This is a genomic window from Paraburkholderia sp. J94 (assembly GCF_905220285.1).
In the GTDB taxonomy this organism is placed as follows: Bacteria; Pseudomonadota; Gammaproteobacteria; order Burkholderiales; family Burkholderiaceae; genus Paraburkholderia; species Paraburkholderia tropica_A.
The window spans coordinates 489,849-506,706 of record NZ_CAJMZH010000003.1 but is presented as its reverse complement, the minus strand read 5'-3'; the positions used below and the strand labels follow the sequence as shown (position 1 = coordinate 506,706).

Here is a 16,858-nt window from a genome sequence, read left to right as displayed (position 1 = left end):
ACGCCCCGCGAGAGCGGGGCGTTGTGCGTGGATTCTGGTGCCTCGGGCCGGAATCGAACCGGCACTCCTTGCGGAACCGGATTTTGAGTCCGGCGCGTCTACCAATTTCACCACCGAGGCAGTTTTCGCGGTCTGCTTGCTCGATCAGCCATACAGACACGCGAAGTAGCCGTAAATTATGACGCAAATCGGCGCGTCAGGCAACTTGTCGCCGCTTCGCGCCCGTGAACGCTCGCAAGCACCACGTGGCGGCCTCAGACCGTGCGCGAAAACCGCTCCATCGGCTGCGTGCCCAGATAGCGGTCGAACACCATCGCGATATTGCGCACGAACATGCGCCCGGCGGGCAGCACTTCGAGCCGGTTCGAACTGCGCGCCACCAGCCCGTCGGCCTCGAAGCCGCGCAGGCGCTCCAGCTCGGGCGCGAAGGCGCTCAGGAAGCGCACGCCATAGGCCGCCTCGAATTCGTCGAAACGCAATTCCAGGTTGCACATCAGCTCGGTGATGATGTCGCGGCGCAGGCGGTCGTCGGCGCTGAGGCGCACGCCGCGCGAGATCGCCAGCCGCCCGGCGTCGATGGCCGCGCCGTAGGCCGGCAGTTCCTTGGCGTTCTGCGCGTAGACGTCGCCGACCTTGCCGATCGACGAAGCGCCGAAGCCGATCAGATCGCAGTCCGCGCGCGTGCTGTAACCCTGGAAATTGCGATGCAGCGTGCGCTTCGCCTGGGCGCGCGCGAGTTCGTCGGTGGGCAGCGCGAAGTGATCCATGCCGATATAGACGTAGCCCGCGTCGGTGAGCTGCTCGACCACGAGCTGCAGCAGCGCGAGCCGTGTGGCGGGCGTGGGCAGCGCGGCGGCGTCGATTTGCCGCTGCATCTTGAAGAGTTGCGGCATGTGCGCGTAGCCGAACACCGAAAGGCGATCGGGCGCGAGCATCAGGATGGTGTCGAGCGTGCGCCGGAAGCTTTGCACGGTTTGATGCGGCAGCCCGTAGATCAGGTCGACGCTGATCGATTCGAAGCCGTGCTCGCGCGCGGCGTTCATCACGTTGACGGTCATGTCGAGCGGCTGCACGCGGTTGACGGCTTCCTGCACGACCGGATCGAAGTCCTGCACGCCGAGGCTCAGGCGATTGAAGCCGAGCCCGCGCAGATGCGCGACCGTGCGCGCCGAGGCTTCGCGCGGATCGATTTCGATCGAATATTCGCCTTCACTGTCCGGGCGCAGCGCGAAGTGCTCGCGCGTGGCGGCCATCAGCGCGCTCATTTCGTCGAGCGAGAGAAAGGTAGGCGTGCCGCCGCCCCAATGCAGCTGCGAAACCGGGCGCTTCGTGTCGAATAGCGCGGCCTGCATTTCGATTTCGCGCACCAGTTGCTTCAGATAGGGCTTGGCGCGGGCGCGGTTTTTCGTCGCAACCTTGTTGCAGCCGCAATAGAAGCAGACGGTGTCGCAGAACGGGATGTGGAAATAGAGCGAGAGGTCGGTGTCGGTCGCGCCGGGATCGTCGGCGGCGTGGCGGTAGTCGTCGAGATTGAAATCGTCGCGGAACTGAAGCGCGGTTGGATAGGACGTATACCGTGGGCCGTTTGCGCCGTATTTGGCGAGCAGGTCGGGGCGAAAGAGCAGGTCGGCGTCGCTCATGCGAGGTTCTCTTGGGGATGACGCGCCGGATGGCGTCCCCGGAGGGGCGTCTTACAGCGCCGGATGAACCCAGTGTAAGAGGCGGTCGCCGCAGGCGTTTGTGTAAAAACGCCGCAGCTTGCGATGGCACAATGCGAACACGTTTTTCCGGCCAGCTTTCCTTGCTTTGGCCCCTTACAGTTATGAGATTCAGGAATTCGAGTTGAGCGCAGGTCTTGTCGTTGCCCCGTCCGAACACGCGTGCCGCCCCGGTTGCGGCGCGTGCTGTATCGCGCCGTCCATTTCGAGTCCGATTCCGGGCATGCCGCAAGGCAAGCCCGCGGGCGTGCCCTGCATCCAGCTCGACGACGATCTGCAGTGCCGGATCTTCGGCTCGCCGCTGCGCCCCGCCTGCTGTTCGGGGCTGCAGCCGCAGGCGGAGATGTGCGGCGACACGCGCGAGGACGCGCTCGTCTGGATCGCGCGGCTCGAAGCGGCCACGCAGCCGGGCGCTCACTGAATCCCGTCATTCCGGTTATCGCCAGGTTGTCGCCCGGTTATCAGGGTGTCACCCAGTCATCTCTCAAGGAGATTTCGCATGATCCGACGCGCGCCGCGCGCCCAGTCCACCCCGCCCAGCGCCACGCGTCGGGCCTTTCTGCTCGCGGCCTGCGCCGCCGCCGGTACGGCCATGTCGCTCGGCGCCTGCGCGACCGGCATCTTTCCGTTCATCCCCGATCACTACACGTTCTCGCGCGATCAGGTGCAGGAAGCGGTGCAGCGCAAGTTCCCGTATCACCGTTCGGTGCAGCAGCTTTTCGAGGTCGCGCTCACGAATCCGGTCGTCACCTTGCTGCCGGATCGCAACCGCGTGGCCGTGCGCGTCGATGCGCATCTGGCCAGCCCGCTGATGCAGCAGCCGGTCGACGGCGCGTTCACGCTGTCGAGCGAACTCGCCTACGACGCCGCGAGCCGCTCGGTGGTCCTGCGTTCGCCGTCGGTGGACAGCGTCGACATGCAGGGCAGCGCCGCGGGCTACGCCCAGCAGGTCAACGCGGTGGCGGCGCTCGCGGCCACGCAGCTGCTCGCCAACTATCCGGTCTACACCTTCAAGCCGGATCAGCTTCAGTTTGCCGGGGTGAACTACGAACCCGGTACAATCACCATCCTTACAAACGGCATACGCGTGCAGATCGTCGAGAAATAAGCGACGAAACGCCCGCCGCACAACCGTCGGCGGGCGCGCATTCGACAATTCGACTGGCGGCCCGTCCGGCGCACTCAATGGCGAGGAGAACGGATGGACTGGCTGCTAACCTGCAAGGCCCTGATTCTGGGCATCGTCGAAGGACTCACGGAATTTCTGCCGGTGTCGAGCACCGGCCACCTGATCGTGGCGGGCAGCGTGCTCGGCTTCGACGGCGAGTTCGAAAAAACCTTCGACGTGGTGATCCAGTTCGGCGCCATCCTGGCCGTGTGCTGGGAATTCCGCCGCAAGATCGGCAGCGTCGTCGCCGGTTTGCCTTCGCGGCCGGACGCGCGCCGTTTCGCGCTCAACGTGATCGTCGCGACGATTCCGGCTGTCGTGCTCGGCCTGATGTTCGAGAAGGCGATCAAGTCGATGCTGTTCTCGCCCGTGCCGGTGGCGTTCGCGCTCGTCGTGGGCGGCGTGATCATCCTCTGGGTGGAAGGGCGGCGGCGCGCGGCGGCGGCTTCCAGCACGCGTTTGAGCGTCGCGACGGCTGACGGGGCGGCTGCGGCGAGCGGCGCCGGGACCACCACGGTGAGCGCCGCGCCGGCCGCGCGCGTGAACTCGCTCGACGAGATCACCGTGCTCGACGCGTTCAAGGTCGGCTGCGCGCAATGCTTCGCGCTGATCCCCGGCATGTCGCGCTCGGGCTCGACCATCATCGGCGCGATGCTGTTCGGTCTGGAACGGCGCGTCGCGACCGAATTCTCGTTCTTTCTCGCGATTCCGGTGATTTTCGGCGCGACCGTCTACGAGTTGCACAAGACCTGGCAGACGCTCTCGGTCGATTGGCTCGGCCTTTTCGGCGTGGGTTTTCTGGCCGCGTTCGTGAGCGCGTTCGCGTGCGTGCGCTGGCTGCTGCGCTATGTGGCTTCGCACGATTTCACGGCGTTCGCGTGGTATCGCATCGCGTTCGGGCTCGTGATCCTGCTGTTCGGCTATGGCGGCGGGCTCGACTGGAATTGAGCGTCGGCGCGTGAACGGCGCGCTCGCCATGCAAAACGGGCACCCTCGGGTGCCCGTTTTTTCATGCGCGCGCGAGTGTAGATGCGCGTGCTGTGCGGATCAGATCGGGATCAGACCGCGCGGCGCTTGAACACCAGGTCCCAGACGCCGTGGCCGAGGCGCAGGCCGCGGCGCTCGAACTTCGTCACGGGACGGTAGTCGGGGCGCGGCGCGTAATCGGCGGCCGTGTTTTCGAGCGCGGGTTCGGCGCCGAGCACTTCGAGCATCTGTTCGGCGTAGTTCTGCCAGTCGGTCGCGCAGTGCAGATACGCGCCGGGCTTCATGCGCGAGATGAGCAGTTGCACGAACTTCGGCTGGATCAGGCGACGCTTGTGATGGCGCGCCTTGTGCCACGGATCGGGGAAGAAGATGTGCACGCCGTCGAGGCTGGCGGGCGCGATCATCTGTTCGAGTACCTCGACGGCGTCGTGCTGGATGATGCGGATGTTCGTCAGGTCCTGCTCGCCGATCAGCTTGAGCAGCGCGCCGACGCCCGGCTCGTGCACTTCGACGCCGAGGAAGTCGTCGCCGGGACGCAGCGCGGCGATTTCCGCCGTGCTCGCGCCCATGCCGAAGCCGATCTCCAGTACGCGCGGCGCTTCGCGGCCGAAGGTGGCGTTCCAGTCGGCGGGCGCGGGCGTGTACGGCACCACGAAACGCGGACCGAATTCGTCGAGCGCGCGGCGCTGGCCGGTCGAGACCCGGCCGGCGCGCGTCACGAAGCTGCGGATGCGGCGGCGGCGCAGGCCATCGGCGCTGTCTTCGGTGCCTTCTTCGACACCTTCGTCGACGCCTTCTTCGCTGGTTTCGTCGCCAGATTCATCGATCGGGGCGTCGTCGTGGGCGCTGGCGGGCGCGGCAGCATGCTCAGGCAGTTGCGCGGCGGAGTCGTCCGCTTCGGCGGGCGGCGTGCAGCCGGGGCGGGCTGCGTCGTTGGGTTCGTGGTTCATCTTCGAGGACGGGCAGGTGAGGGCAGCGGGCTTCGCGGCGCTCGGTGCCGCGATGGGTGTCATGGGCGCGGCGAACGTCGCGGCGCACCGGTCGACCGGCGGCGGGTAATCAGCACAATCAGGCGCAGTCCAGACGCAGCGCGGCACGGTCCGAACGTCGCGGCCTGATCGGCGCGCGGTTCGTGCACGCGCATCGTGCATTCTGCGCCGGACGGCGGCGTGTGGGCGCTCGCGAGGCCGGACGGCGGGGCGTCTTCTCGCGTGCGGCGCCCTGTGCGAAGCCGCCGCGCATTATAGCAGCGCCGCTTTGGGCGTCCGCCGCGCCGGGCGGAGGCGCGGCGCGCTCAGTCGGCGGCAACCGTGATGTGCATGTTCGACGGCTTGAGTTCGAACACGTTGACGCGGCCAGCGCGCACGTCGAACAGCAGACGCGTGAGATCGCCGGCCAGCGCCTGCTGGCGCTCGGTTTCGGCGGGCGAGCGGTCTTCCGGGCTGGCGAGCGCCGTGGTGCGCGCCTGGACGATCAGCGCGATGGCGCTGCGGCGGGACATGAAAAATCGTTGCATTGTTACCGACCCGCGCGTGTCGCGCAGGGTGAATCGGGGATCCGTCGTGAAGGGGGAACAGGCGTGATGCTAGCGCATCGCGTGGTGGGGCCGCAGTTAAGTCCGCAAGTTGCGTCCGCAACCGGATCCGTCCGGAAAGCCTGAAATCCGCGCCGCGCAACCGTTTGCGCGGACGAAACCGAGACAGGAAAGCGGCATTCGGCGATGGCGGGATGCGCCGCGCCGGGTCTGTGCCGGGTGCGTCCTGGGTCAGTCTTGGGATGGGAGTCTGGCTGGCCGGGCAACTTGCCGGCGGGCTGCGCACTGCGCGGCGCCGCGCGTCTGGACAGCGGATCAGACCGTGCTCAGACGATGCGCGAACGCGAAAACGTGGAGCGGGCGATGGGAATCGAACCCACGTCTCCAGCTTGGGAAGCTGGGGTAATAACCATTATACGACACCCGCAGAGCGCGCCATTTTACGCGCAATCCGCAGCGGAGCGCAATTGCGCCCCGCTGACATTCGCCGCGAGGGCGGCGCGGATCAAATGCCGAACAGCGTCAGCGAGACCGCCGCGCGCGTGACCACCATCAGCAGCACCTGCACGATCACGAACAGCAGGATCGGCGAAAGGTCGAGCCCGCCGAAGTTCGGCAGGATCCGGCGCAGCGGATTCAGGAACGGCGCCGTGACCTGGAACAGCACGGGCATCGCGGGCGAGCGCGGATTGAGCCACGACAGCAGCGCCATCAGGATCGTCACCCAGATCACCAGGTTGAGCGCCCATTTCACGAGCGTGAGCACCGCGACGATCAGCAGCGTGGGCAGCAGGCCGAGCGGATCGACACCCGCGAGCCAGACCATCAGTAGCACGAAGACCACGGCGGCGATCAGCGCCGCGACGATGCTGGCCCAGTCGATGCCGCGCACGCCCGGAATCACGCGGCGCAGCGGCATCACGAGCCAGTTGGTCGCTTGCTGGATCGCGTGCGTCACGGGGTTGTAGGGCGGCACGCGGACGAATTGCAGCCACGCGCGCATCAGCAGCGCGGCGCCGAACAGCGTAAAGATCGTATTGAGCAGAAAGCGGGCGATATCGCCGAACATCGGTGTTGTTTCCTTCTTGTGAGGATTGACGGAGGGCAGCGCAAGCGGGTGGAACCTGAGCGTGTGCAGCCTGAGCGTGTGGCCGCCGCGCGGATCAGACCGAAACCTTGATTTCGCTGATCAGAATCGTGCCATTACCGCCGTCGGTGTAGTTGGGAATATCGTCGACGAGCGTCTTGTTGTGCTGCTTGAACACTTCGTAAAAGGCGTCCAGCGATTCGAACAGGAAGTGTCCGACCGCGACATACGGCGGCGGCGTGCCCGGCGGCCCCGCATTGATGCCGATATCGATCGACCAGCCCTTGCACGCGTCCCCGAAGAGGCGGGCCGCGAGCGGCATGTGATGGGTGGCGTAGTACTCGCTGTCGAAGCGCCCGCCCTCGCGGTACGGGTAGAGGATGCTGACCTTGATCATTGTGCGTTCTCGTCGATGAATCCCGGCGCGCGCCGGCGGCGCCTGAGACGGCCCTGCGCGCCGTTGCCACATTACCACGCCTGACGGTTCGTCAGTATGCAGGCGCGGCGGCTGCGCGCACGGGCCGCTGACGTTCTGCGAGCACGATTCCGACGACGTTCGGCGTAAACGGCTACAGTGGGCTAACGGCAACGCGCCACGGAATGTTCGCTTTCGTTCGCTTTCGTACGAAGCGATCCGCCATCGGCGGTTAACACTGGCGCAAAGACACTGGCGCAAAGACGACGCCTGGCGCACCCAATAATGCGCCGCGCGCCCAGGCGCGAAGGCGTTGGCGCGTAGGCGAATGCGCCACCGTCGGACAAGAATGACGCGAATATGACTCGAACGTGGCACGTAACCTGCTTTCAGCGCAGGCGTGCACGGCGCGATGCAGCACGGGGTGAACGCGACGAACAGATCCCCGGCGATATGTGGCACGACTGCGGCTATCTCGCAACACTGCGGTCACGGTTCGCAAACCTGTGCACACTATCTTCAATGACTCCGGTTTAGCTGTAGCTGTCGTGCAATTGGGCTGTGTCCTGTCGGTTGTCCGATTCGGGAGTTCACCATGAGCATCTTCGCGTACCGAAAGCATCTGCGTTTTCTCACGCCCCATCAACGCCGCCGCTGGTGGGATCAGAAGAAGCGTCTCACGCCCCGCGTCCAGATCAGCGGCGCCTATGTCCCGCCGAACGTCACACGCGAATTCACCTACGTAAAAGTCGGATAGGGCGACTGCGGCGCGTTCCACCCTCGATGCTGACGATGCCCGGTCTTCGGACCGGGCATCGTCGTTTTGGGCGGCCTGGGCGACGGGACTTCCGTCGCGAATTAAGTCAATTTGTAATCAAACATTACCGGGCCTCGCGCCGCGCCGCCGACGCTTCAGGTAAGTCTGACCGGACAACGGCGTCGGACGGCGTCTACGCCCCGATGCGGCGCGCTGGCGGGTTTTCTTAGGACGAAATACGCGTAAAGACTTTGATCGCGCACCAGGACCGCGGCATCTGCAATTGCAATTTGCAACAAATGGCTACCTTTGGCAGCATGCGTTTTCGATAGAGTTCTCTTGTGGGCAGTGCCCGTCATGCGGGGCGACGCAGTGGTCGTCCGCCAGGAGAAGAGAAGTGAAAAAGACCGTATCGTTTATCGTTGCCGCTGCGCTGGGTGTGGGGTTCGTCAGCGCGGCCCAGGCGCACGTTTCGGTGGGCATCGGGATCGGGATTCCTGTTGCGCCGGCTTATCCGGTGTACGCCGCGCCGGTCTACGCACCGCCGCCCCCGCCTGTCGTCTACGCGCCGCCGCCGGTGGTCTATGCACCGCCGCCCGCAGTGGTGGTCGGCGGCTATCCGGGCTATGGCTACTATGGCCGTCCGTACTACGGACATCACGGCTACTACCGCGGCTACCACGGCTACCACGGCGGCTGGTATCGCCACTGATCGAGCTTTCCGGTCGTAGCAGACGACGCCTGTCGTCCGCAGACCGATCCCGCAACGGCGCAACGCCGGCTCACGCCGCGTTGCGCCGTTTGCATTGCGGGCGCGGTTTTGCGACGGCGCGTCGTTGTGTCGTTGTGTCGTGTCGTGTCTTACGACGCGTGCGGCCCGATCAGATCGCGATAGCCGTGCACGATGACGCTGTACGAGAAATATGCGAACAGCAGCGCCGAGAGCACGTGACACGCGCGCAGCAAGCCGGTGCCGGCGCGCTTGCGTCCGTGGCTCGCGAGACCGCAGAGGAACAGTGTCCAGCCGAGCCCGCCAAGAAAGAAGCCCGACAGAAACACGCCCGCCGACGCCGCGCTCGTCGCGCCCGACTTGGCGATAAGCGCGCCACCGACGGCCGCGAACCAGAGAATCGCGCTCGGCGACGACAGCGCGAGCAGCACGCCGCGCGCGAAGCTGCGCCACGGATCAGGGCGGGGCGCGGCGCTGTCGGCTTCGCCCTCGACGGGCGGCGCGGCGGCCGGGTTCAGCGCCTCGCGCGCCATCTTCCACGTGAGCATCAGCAGGATGGCCGCGCCGCCGATCCACACGATCCAGCGCACCGATTCGAATTGCAGCAGCGCCGCCATGCCTGCGAGCGCGAGTGCGGCGTAGGTCAGATCGCCGAAACACGAGCCGAGCCCGAGCCAGAAGCCGGGCCGGAAGCCGTGTGTGAGCGTGAGCGAGATGATCGCGACGTTGACGAGACCGATGTCGAGGCAGAGAGACAGCGAGAGGAAGAAACCGTCGGAAAGCAGGGAAAAGTGAGGCATAAAACCGTTGTTGTTGTCGTTTAACTGCGTGCGGCGTAGTGCGAGTGATCAGTTGGGAGTGACGTGCTCCGTACTGCGCGCCCGGCGCGCGCGGTGACGCCGGGCGGATTTTCGCGTGATTTCAGGTGCGAACCGGCCTCAAACCCCCATGCACAGATACTTCAGCTCGACGTATTCGTCGATGCCGTACTTCGAGCCTTCGCGCCCGAGGCCCGATTGCTTCACGCCGCCGAACGGCGCGACCTCGTTCGAGATGAGCCCCGTGTTGATGCCGACCATGCCGTATTCGAGCGCTTCGGCGACGCGCCAGACGCGACCGAGATCGCGGCTGTAGAAGTAGGAAGCGAGGCCGAATTCGGTGTCGTTGGCGAGCGCGATCACTTCGGCTTCGTCGCTGAAGCGGAACACAGCCGCGACCGGGCCGAAGGTTTCCTCGCGCGCGATCAGCATGTCGCGCGTGACGTCGGCGAGCACGGTCGGCTCGACGTAGCGGCCCTGCGTAACCTTGCCGCCGGCGACGATTTTTGCGCCTTTCGAGGTGGCGTCGTCGATATGCTGGGCGACCTTGGCCACGGCGTCGTCGTCGATCAGCGGGCCCTGGCTCACGCCCGCGTCGAAGCCGTTGCCCACCTTGATCTTGCGCGAGGCGGCCGCGAGCTTGTCGACGAATGCGTCGTACACCTTGTCGTGCACGTAGAAGCGGTTGGTGCAGACGCAGGTCTGGCCCGCGTTGCGGTATTTCGAGATCACGGCGCCCTGGACGGCGGCGTCCAGATCGGCGTCGTCGAACACGATGAAGGGCGCGTGGCCGCCCAGTTCGAGCGCGACTTTCTTCACCGTGGGCGCGCATTGCTGCATGAGGATGCGACCCACCGGCGTCGATCCCGTGAACGAGAGATGACGCACGATATCGCTTTCACAGAGCGCCTTGCCGACTTCGACCGAGTTCGCCGAGTCGGCCGTGACCACGTTGAAGACGCCCTTGGGCACGCCCGCGCGCTGCGCGAGTTCGGCGAGCGCGAGCGCGCACAGCGGCGTCTGTTCGGCCGGCTTCACGACAATCGTGCAGCCGGCCGCGATCGCGGGCGCGACCTTGCGCGTGATCATCGCGATCGGGAAATTCCAGGGCGTGATCGAGGCGCAGACGCCGATCGGCTGCTTGAGCACCACGAGCTTGCGATCGCTCGCGGGGCTCGCGAGCACGTCGCCGTTCACGCGCTTCGCTTCCTCGGCGAACCATTCGAGAAACGAGGCGCCGTACAGCACTTCGCCGCGCGCCTCGGCGAGCGGCTTGCCTTGCTCGGCGGTCATGATCGCGGCGAGGTCGTCAGCGTGTTCGATGACGAGGTCGTACCAGCGGCGCAGCACGGCCGCGCGCTCCTTGCCGGTCTTCGCGCGCCACGCGGGCAGCGCGGCGTTCGCGGCGTTGATCGCGCGGCGCGCCTCGTCGGCGCCGAAGTCGGGCACGCGCGCGATTTCGCCGTTGTCGGCGGGGTCGAGCACGGCGAAGGTCGCGCCGCCGCCGCTCCATTCGCCGTCGATCCAGGCGCGCGTCTTGAAGAGTGCGGGATCGTTCAGCTGGGTCAGGCGTTCGGATGCGGACTGGCTCATCTTCGTGTCTCCTCGGGTCGAAAGCGCCGCGGCCCGGTGCGGGCGGCGGCGCGTCACGCGCGGCGTCGGACGGCGTCGCGTTTCAAGGGCAGGGCGCGGGCGCTACGTTGCGCGCGCACACTCTCTATATATGTAGGCGCATGCCGCGTGCGCGGCGCGCAAAGCGCGAGACGCCGATGCGGCTCGCGGATGATCGAGCGTGGAGCCGGCTTGATTCACGCGTTGAAACGCGCGTCAATCAAGCGCGATTCGCGCGGCGTTTCAGGCGCCGCCGAGCCCCAGCTCCTCATAAAGACGATCGACGCGCGTCTTCACGTCCTGCGTCATTTCGATCGCGCGACCCCACTCGCGGTTCGTTTCGCCGGGCCATTTATTGGTGGCGTCGAGGCCCATTTTCGAGCCGAGCCCCGCAATCGGCGACGCGAAATCGAGATAGTCGATCGGCGTGTTTTCGACGAGCACCGTATCGCGCGCCGGATCGATGCGCGTGGTGATCGCCCAGATCACTTCCTTCCAGTCGCGGATATCGACATCGTCATCGACGACGACGATGAACTTCGTGTACATGAACTGCCGCAGGAAGCTCCACACGCCGAACATCACGCGCTTGGCGTGCCCCGGATAGCTCTTTTTCATCTGCACGATCGCCATGCGATAGCTGCACCCTTCGGGCGGCAGATAGAAGTCGGTGATCTCGGGAAACTGCTTCTGCAGCAGCGGCACGAACACTTCGTTGAGCGCGACGCCGAGCACGGCGGGTTCGTCGGGCGGCTTGCCTGTATACGTGGAGTGATAGATCGCGTCGCGGCGCATGGTGATGCGCTCGACCGTGAACACGGGGAACCACTCCTGTTCGTTGTAGTAACCCGTGTGGTCGCCGTACGGACCTTCGAGCGCGTGCTCGTAAGCGGCGCTCGCCCCCTTCGACGGACGCGGCGGCGCGCCTGCGGGTGCGGGCGCCGGGGCGCCGTCCTGCGGATAGATGAAGCCTTCGAGCACGATTTCCGCGCGTGCCGGCACCTGCAGCGTGTCGACGCCCGGCGTCAGGCACTTCGCGAGTTCGGTGCGGCCGCCGCGCAGCAGGCCCGCGAACTGGTATTCGGAGAGCGTGTCGGGCACCGGCGTGACCGCGCCGAGGATCGTCGCCGGATCGGCGCCGAGCACCACGGCCACGGGATACGGCTTGCCGGGATTGCGCAGCGCGAATTCGCGGAAGTCGAGCGCGCCGCCGCGATGCGCGAGCCAGCGCATGATCAGCTTGTTGCGGCCGATGAGCTGCTGGCGGTAGATGCCCAGGTTCTGGCGCGTATTGTTCGGGCCGCGCGTGACCGTCAGGCCCCACGTGATCAGCGGGCCGGCGTCGCCGGGCCAGCAGGTCTGGATCGGCAGCTTCGCGAGATCGACGTCGTTGCCTTCCCAGACGATTTCCTGGCAGGGCGGCGCGCTCACGGTTTTCGGCGCCATGTCCCAGACGGCCTTGGCGAGCGTGAGCAGCTTGCCCGCGTCTTTCAGGCCGCGCGGCGGCTCGGGTTCCTTGAGCGCGGAGAGCAGGCGGCCCACGTCGCGCAGCGACTCCAGCGCGGCGCCGTCGCCGGCGCTCTCGGGCGCGTCGATGCCCATGCCGAGCGCGACGCGCCGCGGCGTGCCGAAAAGATTGCCCAAAACGGGGAACGCATGGGTCGCGCGGCTCTCGAATAGCAGGGCGGGGCCGCCGGCGCGCAGCACGCGGTCGCACAGCTCGGTCATCTCCAGCACCGGAGAGACGGCCTGTGGGATACGGCGCAGTTCGCCGATCGTCTCCAGGCGACCGACGAAGTCGCGCAAGTCTTTGTATTTCATCAGGATAGGGTCGGAGCCGCAGCGCGCGGCGGGTGCAGGGGCAAAACGATTGTCGATTTTACCTGTGTTAGCTGGCGCACGCTGTCAGCCGATCGGCCAACGGGCCGCAGACGCGCTTGGCGCGCGGTTCTCGACCGATTGAACGGTGTTCATTATTGCAATTAGTTATAACTTTGACATTCTATAGTGTTGACGGTCTATAAATCCCTGCTAGAATCCGTCCACACTGGTTGCAGGGCTTGCAATTTTTAACCACCGTCCCGGTCCTTCAGACGCAACGCGTCGCCGTTTAGCCGACTCCCTGCACGGCTTCCCACGGTCTAGATTGGCTGTCCTCGCTGGCGCGCCTATGCGCCGGCTGTTCGCGTGAGAACTCCCATGCGCGCCCAAGGCGTGCTCGCTGTACCGGAGGAGTTCCACCAACGGCGTACTTTGTTGCCGTTTTCCCGACGTCGCTGCTGCACCAGCCAGGGCGCGCGCCGTCTTGATCCTGCGATTGGCCATCGGCCTCGCGCCGACTTCGGTCGCCGGATCATGCAACATGGGGAGATCTGTAGATGAATACCTGGTTATCGTGGTGGCGCGCCGACGAGCGTCTCGCTCTTGGCCTGCGTGCGCTGCTGCGGCGTGGCACGCGTCTTAGCCATCACCTGTTTAGCATCGTGGGCGGTTGCGCCGTCCTGCTCGCGCTCGCCATCTGGCTGCTGCCCACGTGGCGCGGCACGCTGGCCGCGCGCATGATGCCCTTCGTCACCGCTGCCGTGCAGGCCGGTCCCGCGCGTCTGCTGCAAGGCAATCCGTTGCCGTCGTTCACGCCTTCCGGCGTGCCCGCCAACGAAGACGGCGAAGCCACCGACGGCGCGACGCTCCCGACCGCACTGCTGCCCGAAACGGGCGCGAATGGTGTGAACGCCGCGAATGTCGCGAATGGTGCAAACGGCGCGGCGCTCGCGAGCGTCTCGCCCGCCGGTTCGAACGGCACGGTCGCGCACGTGGCCAACAGCGTCTCGAACGGCGGCATGGCCACGCTCGACGCGGTCACGCTCAACGGCCTCGATCCGCGTTCGCTGCCGAGCGTCGGCTCGCTGGCGCGCATGATCCCGTCGCAGCGCATCACGCCCGACGCGCGCGACGACCGCGTGCTGGTCTCGGCGCGCGAACAGGCGCTCGTCGCTACCTATATCTCGCGTCGCTATCGTGTGGCGCAGGAGCCGGTCGGCGAACTCGTCAAGGCGGCCTTCGACACGGGCCGTGAAGTGGGTCTCGATCCGCTGCTGCTGCTCGCGGTCATGGCCATCGAGTCGGGCTTCAATCCCTACGCCGAAAGCGGTGTGGGCGCGCAGGGCCTCATGCAGGTCATGTCGAAGGTGCACTCGGACAAGTTCCAGTACTTCGGCGGCCAGAGCGCGGCGCTCGATCCGCTCGCGAACATCAAGGTCGGCGCGCTGGTCCTGAAGGACTGCATCGCACGCGGCGGTTCGCTGCCGGGCGGTCTGCGCCTCTACGTGGGCTCGACTTCGCAGGACGACGGCGGCTACGGCGCCAAGGTCATGGCCGAGCGTACGCGTCTGCGCGACGTGGCCCGCGGCCGCAACGTGCCGATCAATGCGCCGCAGGCGCCCGTCACCACTACGGCCAGCTCGCCTGCGCCGCAAAAGGTGGCGAGCATCAACGGCGACAAGCGTCTGCACGTGACGCTCGACAGCGCGCACGCGATGGTCGAAAAGACCTCGGTGAAGGGCGGCTCCGACCAGGACGACGCCAGCACGGCGGCCCAGAAGCACACTCAGCCCGAACTCGGCGCCTGAGCCGGGTCGCTGGGCGGCTTCGCCCAAGCTCCGGCCGGCAAGAGAAAGATCGGACGAAACAAAAAAGGCACCCTCGGGTGCCTTTTTTTCTTTCTGCTTACGATTCCACGGATCAGCGTTGCCGATCAGCGCCCGAAGAACGTGCGCAGGCGTTCGACCGCTTCTTCGAGCCGCTCGTACGCCGTGGCATACGAGAGCCGCACGTACTGACGCGGCGCGGCCACGCCGAAGTCCATGCCCGGCACCAGCACCGTGCCCGCGTCGTGCAGCATCGCGCGCGTGAGTGCGTCGCTGTCGCCCGCGGCGGCGTGGTTGACGTTCGTGCAGTCGGCGTAGACGTAGAACGCGCCGTCCGGCATCACGGGCACCGTGAAGCCGAGCGATTCCAGCGCGGGCGCGATGAAGTCGCGGCGGCGCTTGAACTCGAGCCGGCGCGCTTCGTAGATTTTCAGTGTGTCGGGCTCGAAGCACGCGAGCGCCGCGTGCTGTGCGAGCGCCGAGGCGCAGATGAACAGATTCTGCGCGAGCTTTTCGAAGGCGCCGACCAGCGTGGGCGGCACCACGAGCCAGCCCAGACGCCAGCCGGTCATGTTGAAGTACTTCGAGAAACTGTTGACCGTGACCACGTCGTCGCCGAAGGAGAGGGCGGAGACGGGCGGGGCGTCGTAGCTCAGGCCCTGATAAATCTCGTCGACGATCGTGAAGCCGCCGCGCGCGCGCACCGTTTTCACGATGCGTTCGAGTTCGGCGGGTTCGATCGAGGTGCCGGTGGGGTTCGACGGCGAAGCGAGCAGCACGCCGCGCGTACGCGAGGTCCACAGGCGCTCGACGTCGGCGGCCGTCAGCTGGAAGCGCGCTTCCGGGCCGCTCGGCACGAGCACCGGCTTGCCTTCGGCGGCCGCCACGAAATGGCGGTTGCACGGATAGCTCGGGTCGGGCATCAGCACTTCGTCGTCGCGGTCGACGAGCGCCGTGCAGGCGAGCAGCAAGGCCGCCGATGCGCCTGCCGTCACGACGATGCGCGCCGGATCGACGCTCAGGCCATAGGCGTGCTGATAATGTTCGGCGATCGCCTCGCGCAGCGCATGCACGCCGAGCGCGCTGGTGTACTGCGTGACGCCGCGGCGCAGCGCGGCCGCAGCCGCTTCGACAACCGGTTCCGGCGCCGTGAAATCCGGCTCGCCGATCCCCATGTGAATGATGTCGCGCCCGGCGCGTTCGAGCTGCGCGGCCTCCTTCGCCAGTTCCATGACGTAGAAAGGCTGGATCTCGTCGACGCGCGCGGCAAGCCGCAACAGCGGTTCGGCAACGGTGTTCATGCGGGTGATTCCAGTACTTGCAGACAGCACGGCGTGCGGCGGGCGGCGTAACCGGAAGCTTGCGCCCCGGTTGCGCGCGCCGCGCCTCGCCGCGTGACGGCTTTTACGACTTGCGGGCTGCCTGGATTTCAGTGGCGCGCAGCTGCGCGGCCACCTTGTCCAGCACGCCGTTCACATACTTGTAGCCGTCCGAGCCGCCAAAGGTCTTGGTGAGCTCGACCGCTTCGTTGATGACGACGCGATAGGGGATGTCGACGTGATGCTTGAACTCGTAGGTCGCCACGAGCAGCACCGCGCGTTCGACCGGCGAAAGCTGCTCGATCGGACGATCCAGACACGGCGCGACGAAGGCGGAGAGTTCCTCCGACTCGCGGATCACGCCGTGCAGGATGGCGTCCAGATGTTCGTGATCGGCCTTGTCGTAGCCCTGCGAACCGCGCAATTGCGCGTCGATCTCGCCGGAGGGCACCCCCGACAGCAGCCACTGATACAACCCCTGCGTGGCCAGTTCGCGGGAGCGGCGGCGCGCGCTCTTCATTGCTGTTCCTCTTCGTCTTCCTCGTCCTCGTCGTCGTCGCCGCCGTCGAGTTGTTCCAGCGCCACCGTCAGGTTCGCCATTTCCACTGCGACGCGCGCGGCGTCACGGCCCTTTTCGGTCATGCGCGCGACGGCCTGCTCGTCGTTTTCCGTCGTGAGCACGGCGTTCGCGACCGGCACGCCGAAGTCCAGCGCAATGCGCGAGATGCCCGCGCCGCTTTCGTTCGAAACGAGTTCGAAGTGGTACGTTTCGCCGCGCACGACCGCGCCGAGCGCGATCAGGGCGTCGAACTGGCCGCTTTCCGCGAGCTTTTGCAGCGCGAGCGGGATTTCCAGTGCGCCCGGCACCGTGACGAGCAGCACGTCTTCGCCCGTGACGCCGAGGCGTTCGAGTTCTTCGATGCAGGCGTCGGCGAGGCCGTTGCAGACCGGTTCATTGAAGCGCGACTGAACGATGCCGATGCGCAGTCCGTCGCCGTCCAGGTTCGGTTGGTATTGTCCGATTTCCATGTGGTATCCGTAGGTTCGATTGAGCGTGGTGACGCGTG

The 16,858-nt window shown here is 66.3% G+C and carries 17 protein-coding genes and 2 tRNA genes; 6 read left to right on the top strand and 13 right to left on the bottom strand.

Annotated features, from left to right (window positions below; genetic code table 11):
• Nucleotides 1-35: 35 nt before the first annotated feature.
• Both U4Y88_RS08565 and hemN read right to left on the bottom strand, forming a co-directional pair.
• A tRNA-Leu gene (locus tag U4Y88_RS08565) sits at nt 36-120 on the bottom strand.
• A 134-nt stretch (nt 121-254) separates the two neighbouring features.
• Nucleotides 255-1,640 carry an oxygen-independent coproporphyrinogen III oxidase gene (hemN, locus tag U4Y88_RS08560; protein ID WP_321783354.1) on the bottom strand — a complete coding sequence of 462 codons (1,386 nt, stop codon included), beginning with the start codon at nt 1,638-1,640 and terminating at the stop codon, nt 255-257.
• Nucleotides 1,641-1,842: 202 nt separating this feature from the next.
• Here hemN and U4Y88_RS08555 point away from each other — a divergent pair, with 202 nt between their 5' ends.
• From U4Y88_RS08555 to U4Y88_RS08545, 3 genes are all read left to right on the top strand, one after another.
• Nucleotides 1,843-2,139, top strand: coding sequence for a YkgJ family cysteine cluster protein (locus U4Y88_RS08555; protein ID WP_224004454.1), 297 nt, complete (start codon nt 1,843-1,845; stop codon nt 2,137-2,139).
• 78 nt (nt 2,140-2,217) lie between these two features.
• Nucleotides 2,218-2,826 carry a DUF1439 domain-containing protein gene (locus U4Y88_RS08550; RefSeq protein ID WP_415774408.1) on the top strand — a complete coding sequence of 203 codons (609 nt, stop codon included), beginning with the start codon at nt 2,218-2,220 and terminating at the stop codon, nt 2,824-2,826.
• 93 nt (nt 2,827-2,919) lie between these two features.
• Nucleotides 2,920-3,834 carry an undecaprenyl-diphosphate phosphatase gene (locus U4Y88_RS08545; RefSeq protein WP_224004452.1) on the top strand — a complete coding sequence of 305 codons (915 nt, stop codon included), beginning with the start codon at nt 2,920-2,922 and terminating at the stop codon, nt 3,832-3,834.
• 110 nt (nt 3,835-3,944) lie between these two features.
• On the opposite strand, the gene trmB is transcribed toward U4Y88_RS08545, so the two are convergent.
• The 5 genes from trmB to U4Y88_RS08520 form a co-directional block, all read right to left on the bottom strand.
• Nucleotides 3,945-4,823, bottom strand: a complete 879-nt coding sequence (gene trmB, locus U4Y88_RS08540; RefSeq protein WP_415774413.1) for a tRNA (guanosine(46)-N7)-methyltransferase TrmB — start codon at nt 4,821-4,823, stop codon at nt 3,945-3,947.
• Nucleotides 4,824-5,167: 344 nt separating this feature from the next.
• Nucleotides 5,168-5,374 carry a hypothetical protein gene (locus tag U4Y88_RS08535; RefSeq protein ID WP_310630297.1) on the bottom strand — a complete coding sequence of 69 codons (207 nt, stop codon included), beginning with the start codon at nt 5,372-5,374 and terminating at the stop codon, nt 5,168-5,170.
• Between the two features lie 385 nt (nt 5,375-5,759).
• A tRNA-Gly gene (locus tag U4Y88_RS08530) sits at nt 5,760-5,834 on the bottom strand.
• Nucleotides 5,835-5,912: 78 nt separating this feature from the next.
• Nucleotides 5,913-6,476: a YggT family protein gene (locus U4Y88_RS08525; protein WP_224004443.1), complete on the bottom strand. Its 564-nt coding sequence runs from the start codon at nt 6,474-6,476 to the stop codon at nt 5,913-5,915.
• A 94-nt stretch (nt 6,477-6,570) separates the two neighbouring features.
• Complete coding sequence (locus tag U4Y88_RS08520) at nt 6,571-6,891, bottom strand: EthD family reductase (RefSeq protein ID WP_321783350.1); 321 nt, start codon at nt 6,889-6,891, stop codon at nt 6,571-6,573.
• 613 nt (nt 6,892-7,504) lie between these two features.
• Here U4Y88_RS08520 and U4Y88_RS08515 point away from each other — a divergent pair.
• Nucleotides 7,505-7,666, top strand: a complete 162-nt coding sequence (locus U4Y88_RS08515; RefSeq protein ID WP_224004437.1) for a hypothetical protein — start codon at nt 7,505-7,507, stop codon at nt 7,664-7,666.
• 397 nt (nt 7,667-8,063) lie between these two features.
• Nucleotides 8,064-8,378 (top strand): hypothetical protein, encoded by a 315-nt coding sequence (locus U4Y88_RS08510; RefSeq protein WP_224004434.1) that lies wholly within the window; start codon nt 8,064-8,066, stop codon nt 8,376-8,378.
• Between the two features lie 149 nt (nt 8,379-8,527).
• On the opposite strand, the gene U4Y88_RS08505 is transcribed toward U4Y88_RS08510, so the two are convergent.
• The 3 genes from U4Y88_RS08505 to U4Y88_RS08495 all read right to left on the bottom strand — a co-directional run bounded on the left by U4Y88_RS08505 (nt 8,528) and on the right by U4Y88_RS08495 (nt 12,646).
• Nucleotides 8,528-9,196 carry a LysE family translocator gene (locus U4Y88_RS08505; protein ID WP_321783348.1) on the bottom strand — a complete coding sequence of 223 codons (669 nt, stop codon included), beginning with the start codon at nt 9,194-9,196 and terminating at the stop codon, nt 8,528-8,530.
• Nucleotides 9,197-9,334: 138 nt separating this feature from the next.
• The gene (locus tag U4Y88_RS08500) at nt 9,335-10,807 is read right to left on the bottom strand and encodes an NAD-dependent succinate-semialdehyde dehydrogenase (RefSeq protein WP_321783347.1); all 1,473 of its coding nucleotides are present in this window, start codon (nt 10,805-10,807) and stop codon (nt 9,335-9,337) included.
• A gap of 261 nt (nt 10,808-11,068) precedes the next feature.
• Nucleotides 11,069-12,646 (bottom strand): UbiD family decarboxylase, encoded by a 1,578-nt coding sequence (locus U4Y88_RS08495; RefSeq protein ID WP_321783345.1) that lies wholly within the window; start codon nt 12,644-12,646, stop codon nt 11,069-11,071.
• A gap of 557 nt (nt 12,647-13,203) precedes the next feature.
• Between U4Y88_RS08495 and U4Y88_RS08490 the strand changes: the two genes are divergently transcribed.
• Nucleotides 13,204-14,454 (top strand): transglycosylase SLT domain-containing protein, encoded by a 1,251-nt coding sequence (locus tag U4Y88_RS08490; protein WP_321783343.1) that lies wholly within the window; start codon nt 13,204-13,206, stop codon nt 14,452-14,454.
• A gap of 125 nt (nt 14,455-14,579) precedes the next feature.
• On the opposite strand, the gene U4Y88_RS08485 is transcribed toward U4Y88_RS08490, so the two are convergent.
• The 3 genes from U4Y88_RS08485 to ribH all read right to left on the bottom strand — a co-directional run bounded on the left by U4Y88_RS08485 (nt 14,580) and on the right by ribH (nt 16,820).
• Nucleotides 14,580-15,773 (bottom strand): pyridoxal phosphate-dependent aminotransferase, encoded by a 1,194-nt coding sequence (locus U4Y88_RS08485; protein WP_321783341.1) that lies wholly within the window; start codon nt 15,771-15,773, stop codon nt 14,580-14,582.
• Between the two features lie 103 nt (nt 15,774-15,876).
• On the bottom strand, nt 15,877-16,311 hold the full coding sequence (gene nusB / locus U4Y88_RS08480) for a transcription antitermination factor NusB (protein WP_224004423.1): 435 nt from the start codon (nt 16,309-16,311) through the stop codon (nt 15,877-15,879).
• Nucleotides 16,308-16,820, bottom strand: a complete 513-nt coding sequence (gene ribH, locus U4Y88_RS08475; RefSeq protein WP_224004421.1) for a 6,7-dimethyl-8-ribityllumazine synthase — start codon at nt 16,818-16,820, stop codon at nt 16,308-16,310. Before ribH ends, nusB begins: the two co-directional genes overlap by 4 nt.
• Nucleotides 16,821-16,858 lie beyond the last annotated feature (38 nt).

Bases quoted from the DNA above. Each gene is read 5' to 3' on its own strand.
- U4Y88_RS08485 (WP_321783341.1), bottom strand. From the start codon at position 15,773: ATGAACACCGTTGCCGAACCGCTGTTGCGGCTTGCCGCGCGCGTCGAC.
- U4Y88_RS08545 (WP_224004452.1), top strand. From the start codon at position 2,920: ATGGACTGGCTGCTAACCTGCAAGGCCCTGATTCTGGGCATCGTCGAA.
- U4Y88_RS08500 (WP_321783347.1), bottom strand. From the start codon at position 10,807: ATGAGCCAGTCCGCATCCGAACGCCTGACCCAGCTGAACGATCCCGCA.
- U4Y88_RS08505 (WP_321783348.1), bottom strand. From the start codon at position 9,196: ATGCCTCACTTTTCCCTGCTTTCCGACGGTTTCTTCCTCTCGCTGTCT.
- nusB (WP_224004423.1), bottom strand. From the start codon at position 16,311: ATGAAGAGCGCGCGCCGCCGCTCCCGCGAACTGGCCACGCAGGGGTTG.
- ribH (WP_224004421.1), bottom strand. From the start codon at position 16,820: ATGGAAATCGGACAATACCAACCGAACCTGGACGGCGACGGACTGCGC.
- U4Y88_RS08525 (WP_224004443.1), bottom strand. From the start codon at position 6,476: ATGTTCGGCGATATCGCCCGCTTTCTGCTCAATACGATCTTTACGCTG.
- trmB (WP_415774413.1), bottom strand. From the start codon at position 4,823: ATGAACCACGAACCCAACGACGCAGCCCGCCCCGGCTGCACGCCGCCC.
- hemN (WP_321783354.1), bottom strand. From the start codon at position 1,640: ATGAGCGACGCCGACCTGCTCTTTCGCCCCGACCTGCTCGCCAAATAC.
- U4Y88_RS08495 (WP_321783345.1), bottom strand. From the start codon at position 12,646: ATGAAATACAAAGACTTGCGCGACTTCGTCGGTCGCCTGGAGACGATC.
- U4Y88_RS08550 (WP_415774408.1), top strand. From the start codon at position 2,218: ATGATCCGACGCGCGCCGCGCGCCCAGTCCACCCCGCCCAGCGCCACG.
- U4Y88_RS08535 (WP_310630297.1), bottom strand. From the start codon at position 5,374: ATGTCCCGCCGCAGCGCCATCGCGCTGATCGTCCAGGCGCGCACCACG.
- U4Y88_RS08515 (WP_224004437.1), top strand. From the start codon at position 7,505: ATGAGCATCTTCGCGTACCGAAAGCATCTGCGTTTTCTCACGCCCCAT.
- U4Y88_RS08490 (WP_321783343.1), top strand. From the start codon at position 13,204: ATGAATACCTGGTTATCGTGGTGGCGCGCCGACGAGCGTCTCGCTCTT.
- U4Y88_RS08520 (WP_321783350.1), bottom strand. From the start codon at position 6,891: ATGATCAAGGTCAGCATCCTCTACCCGTACCGCGAGGGCGGGCGCTTC.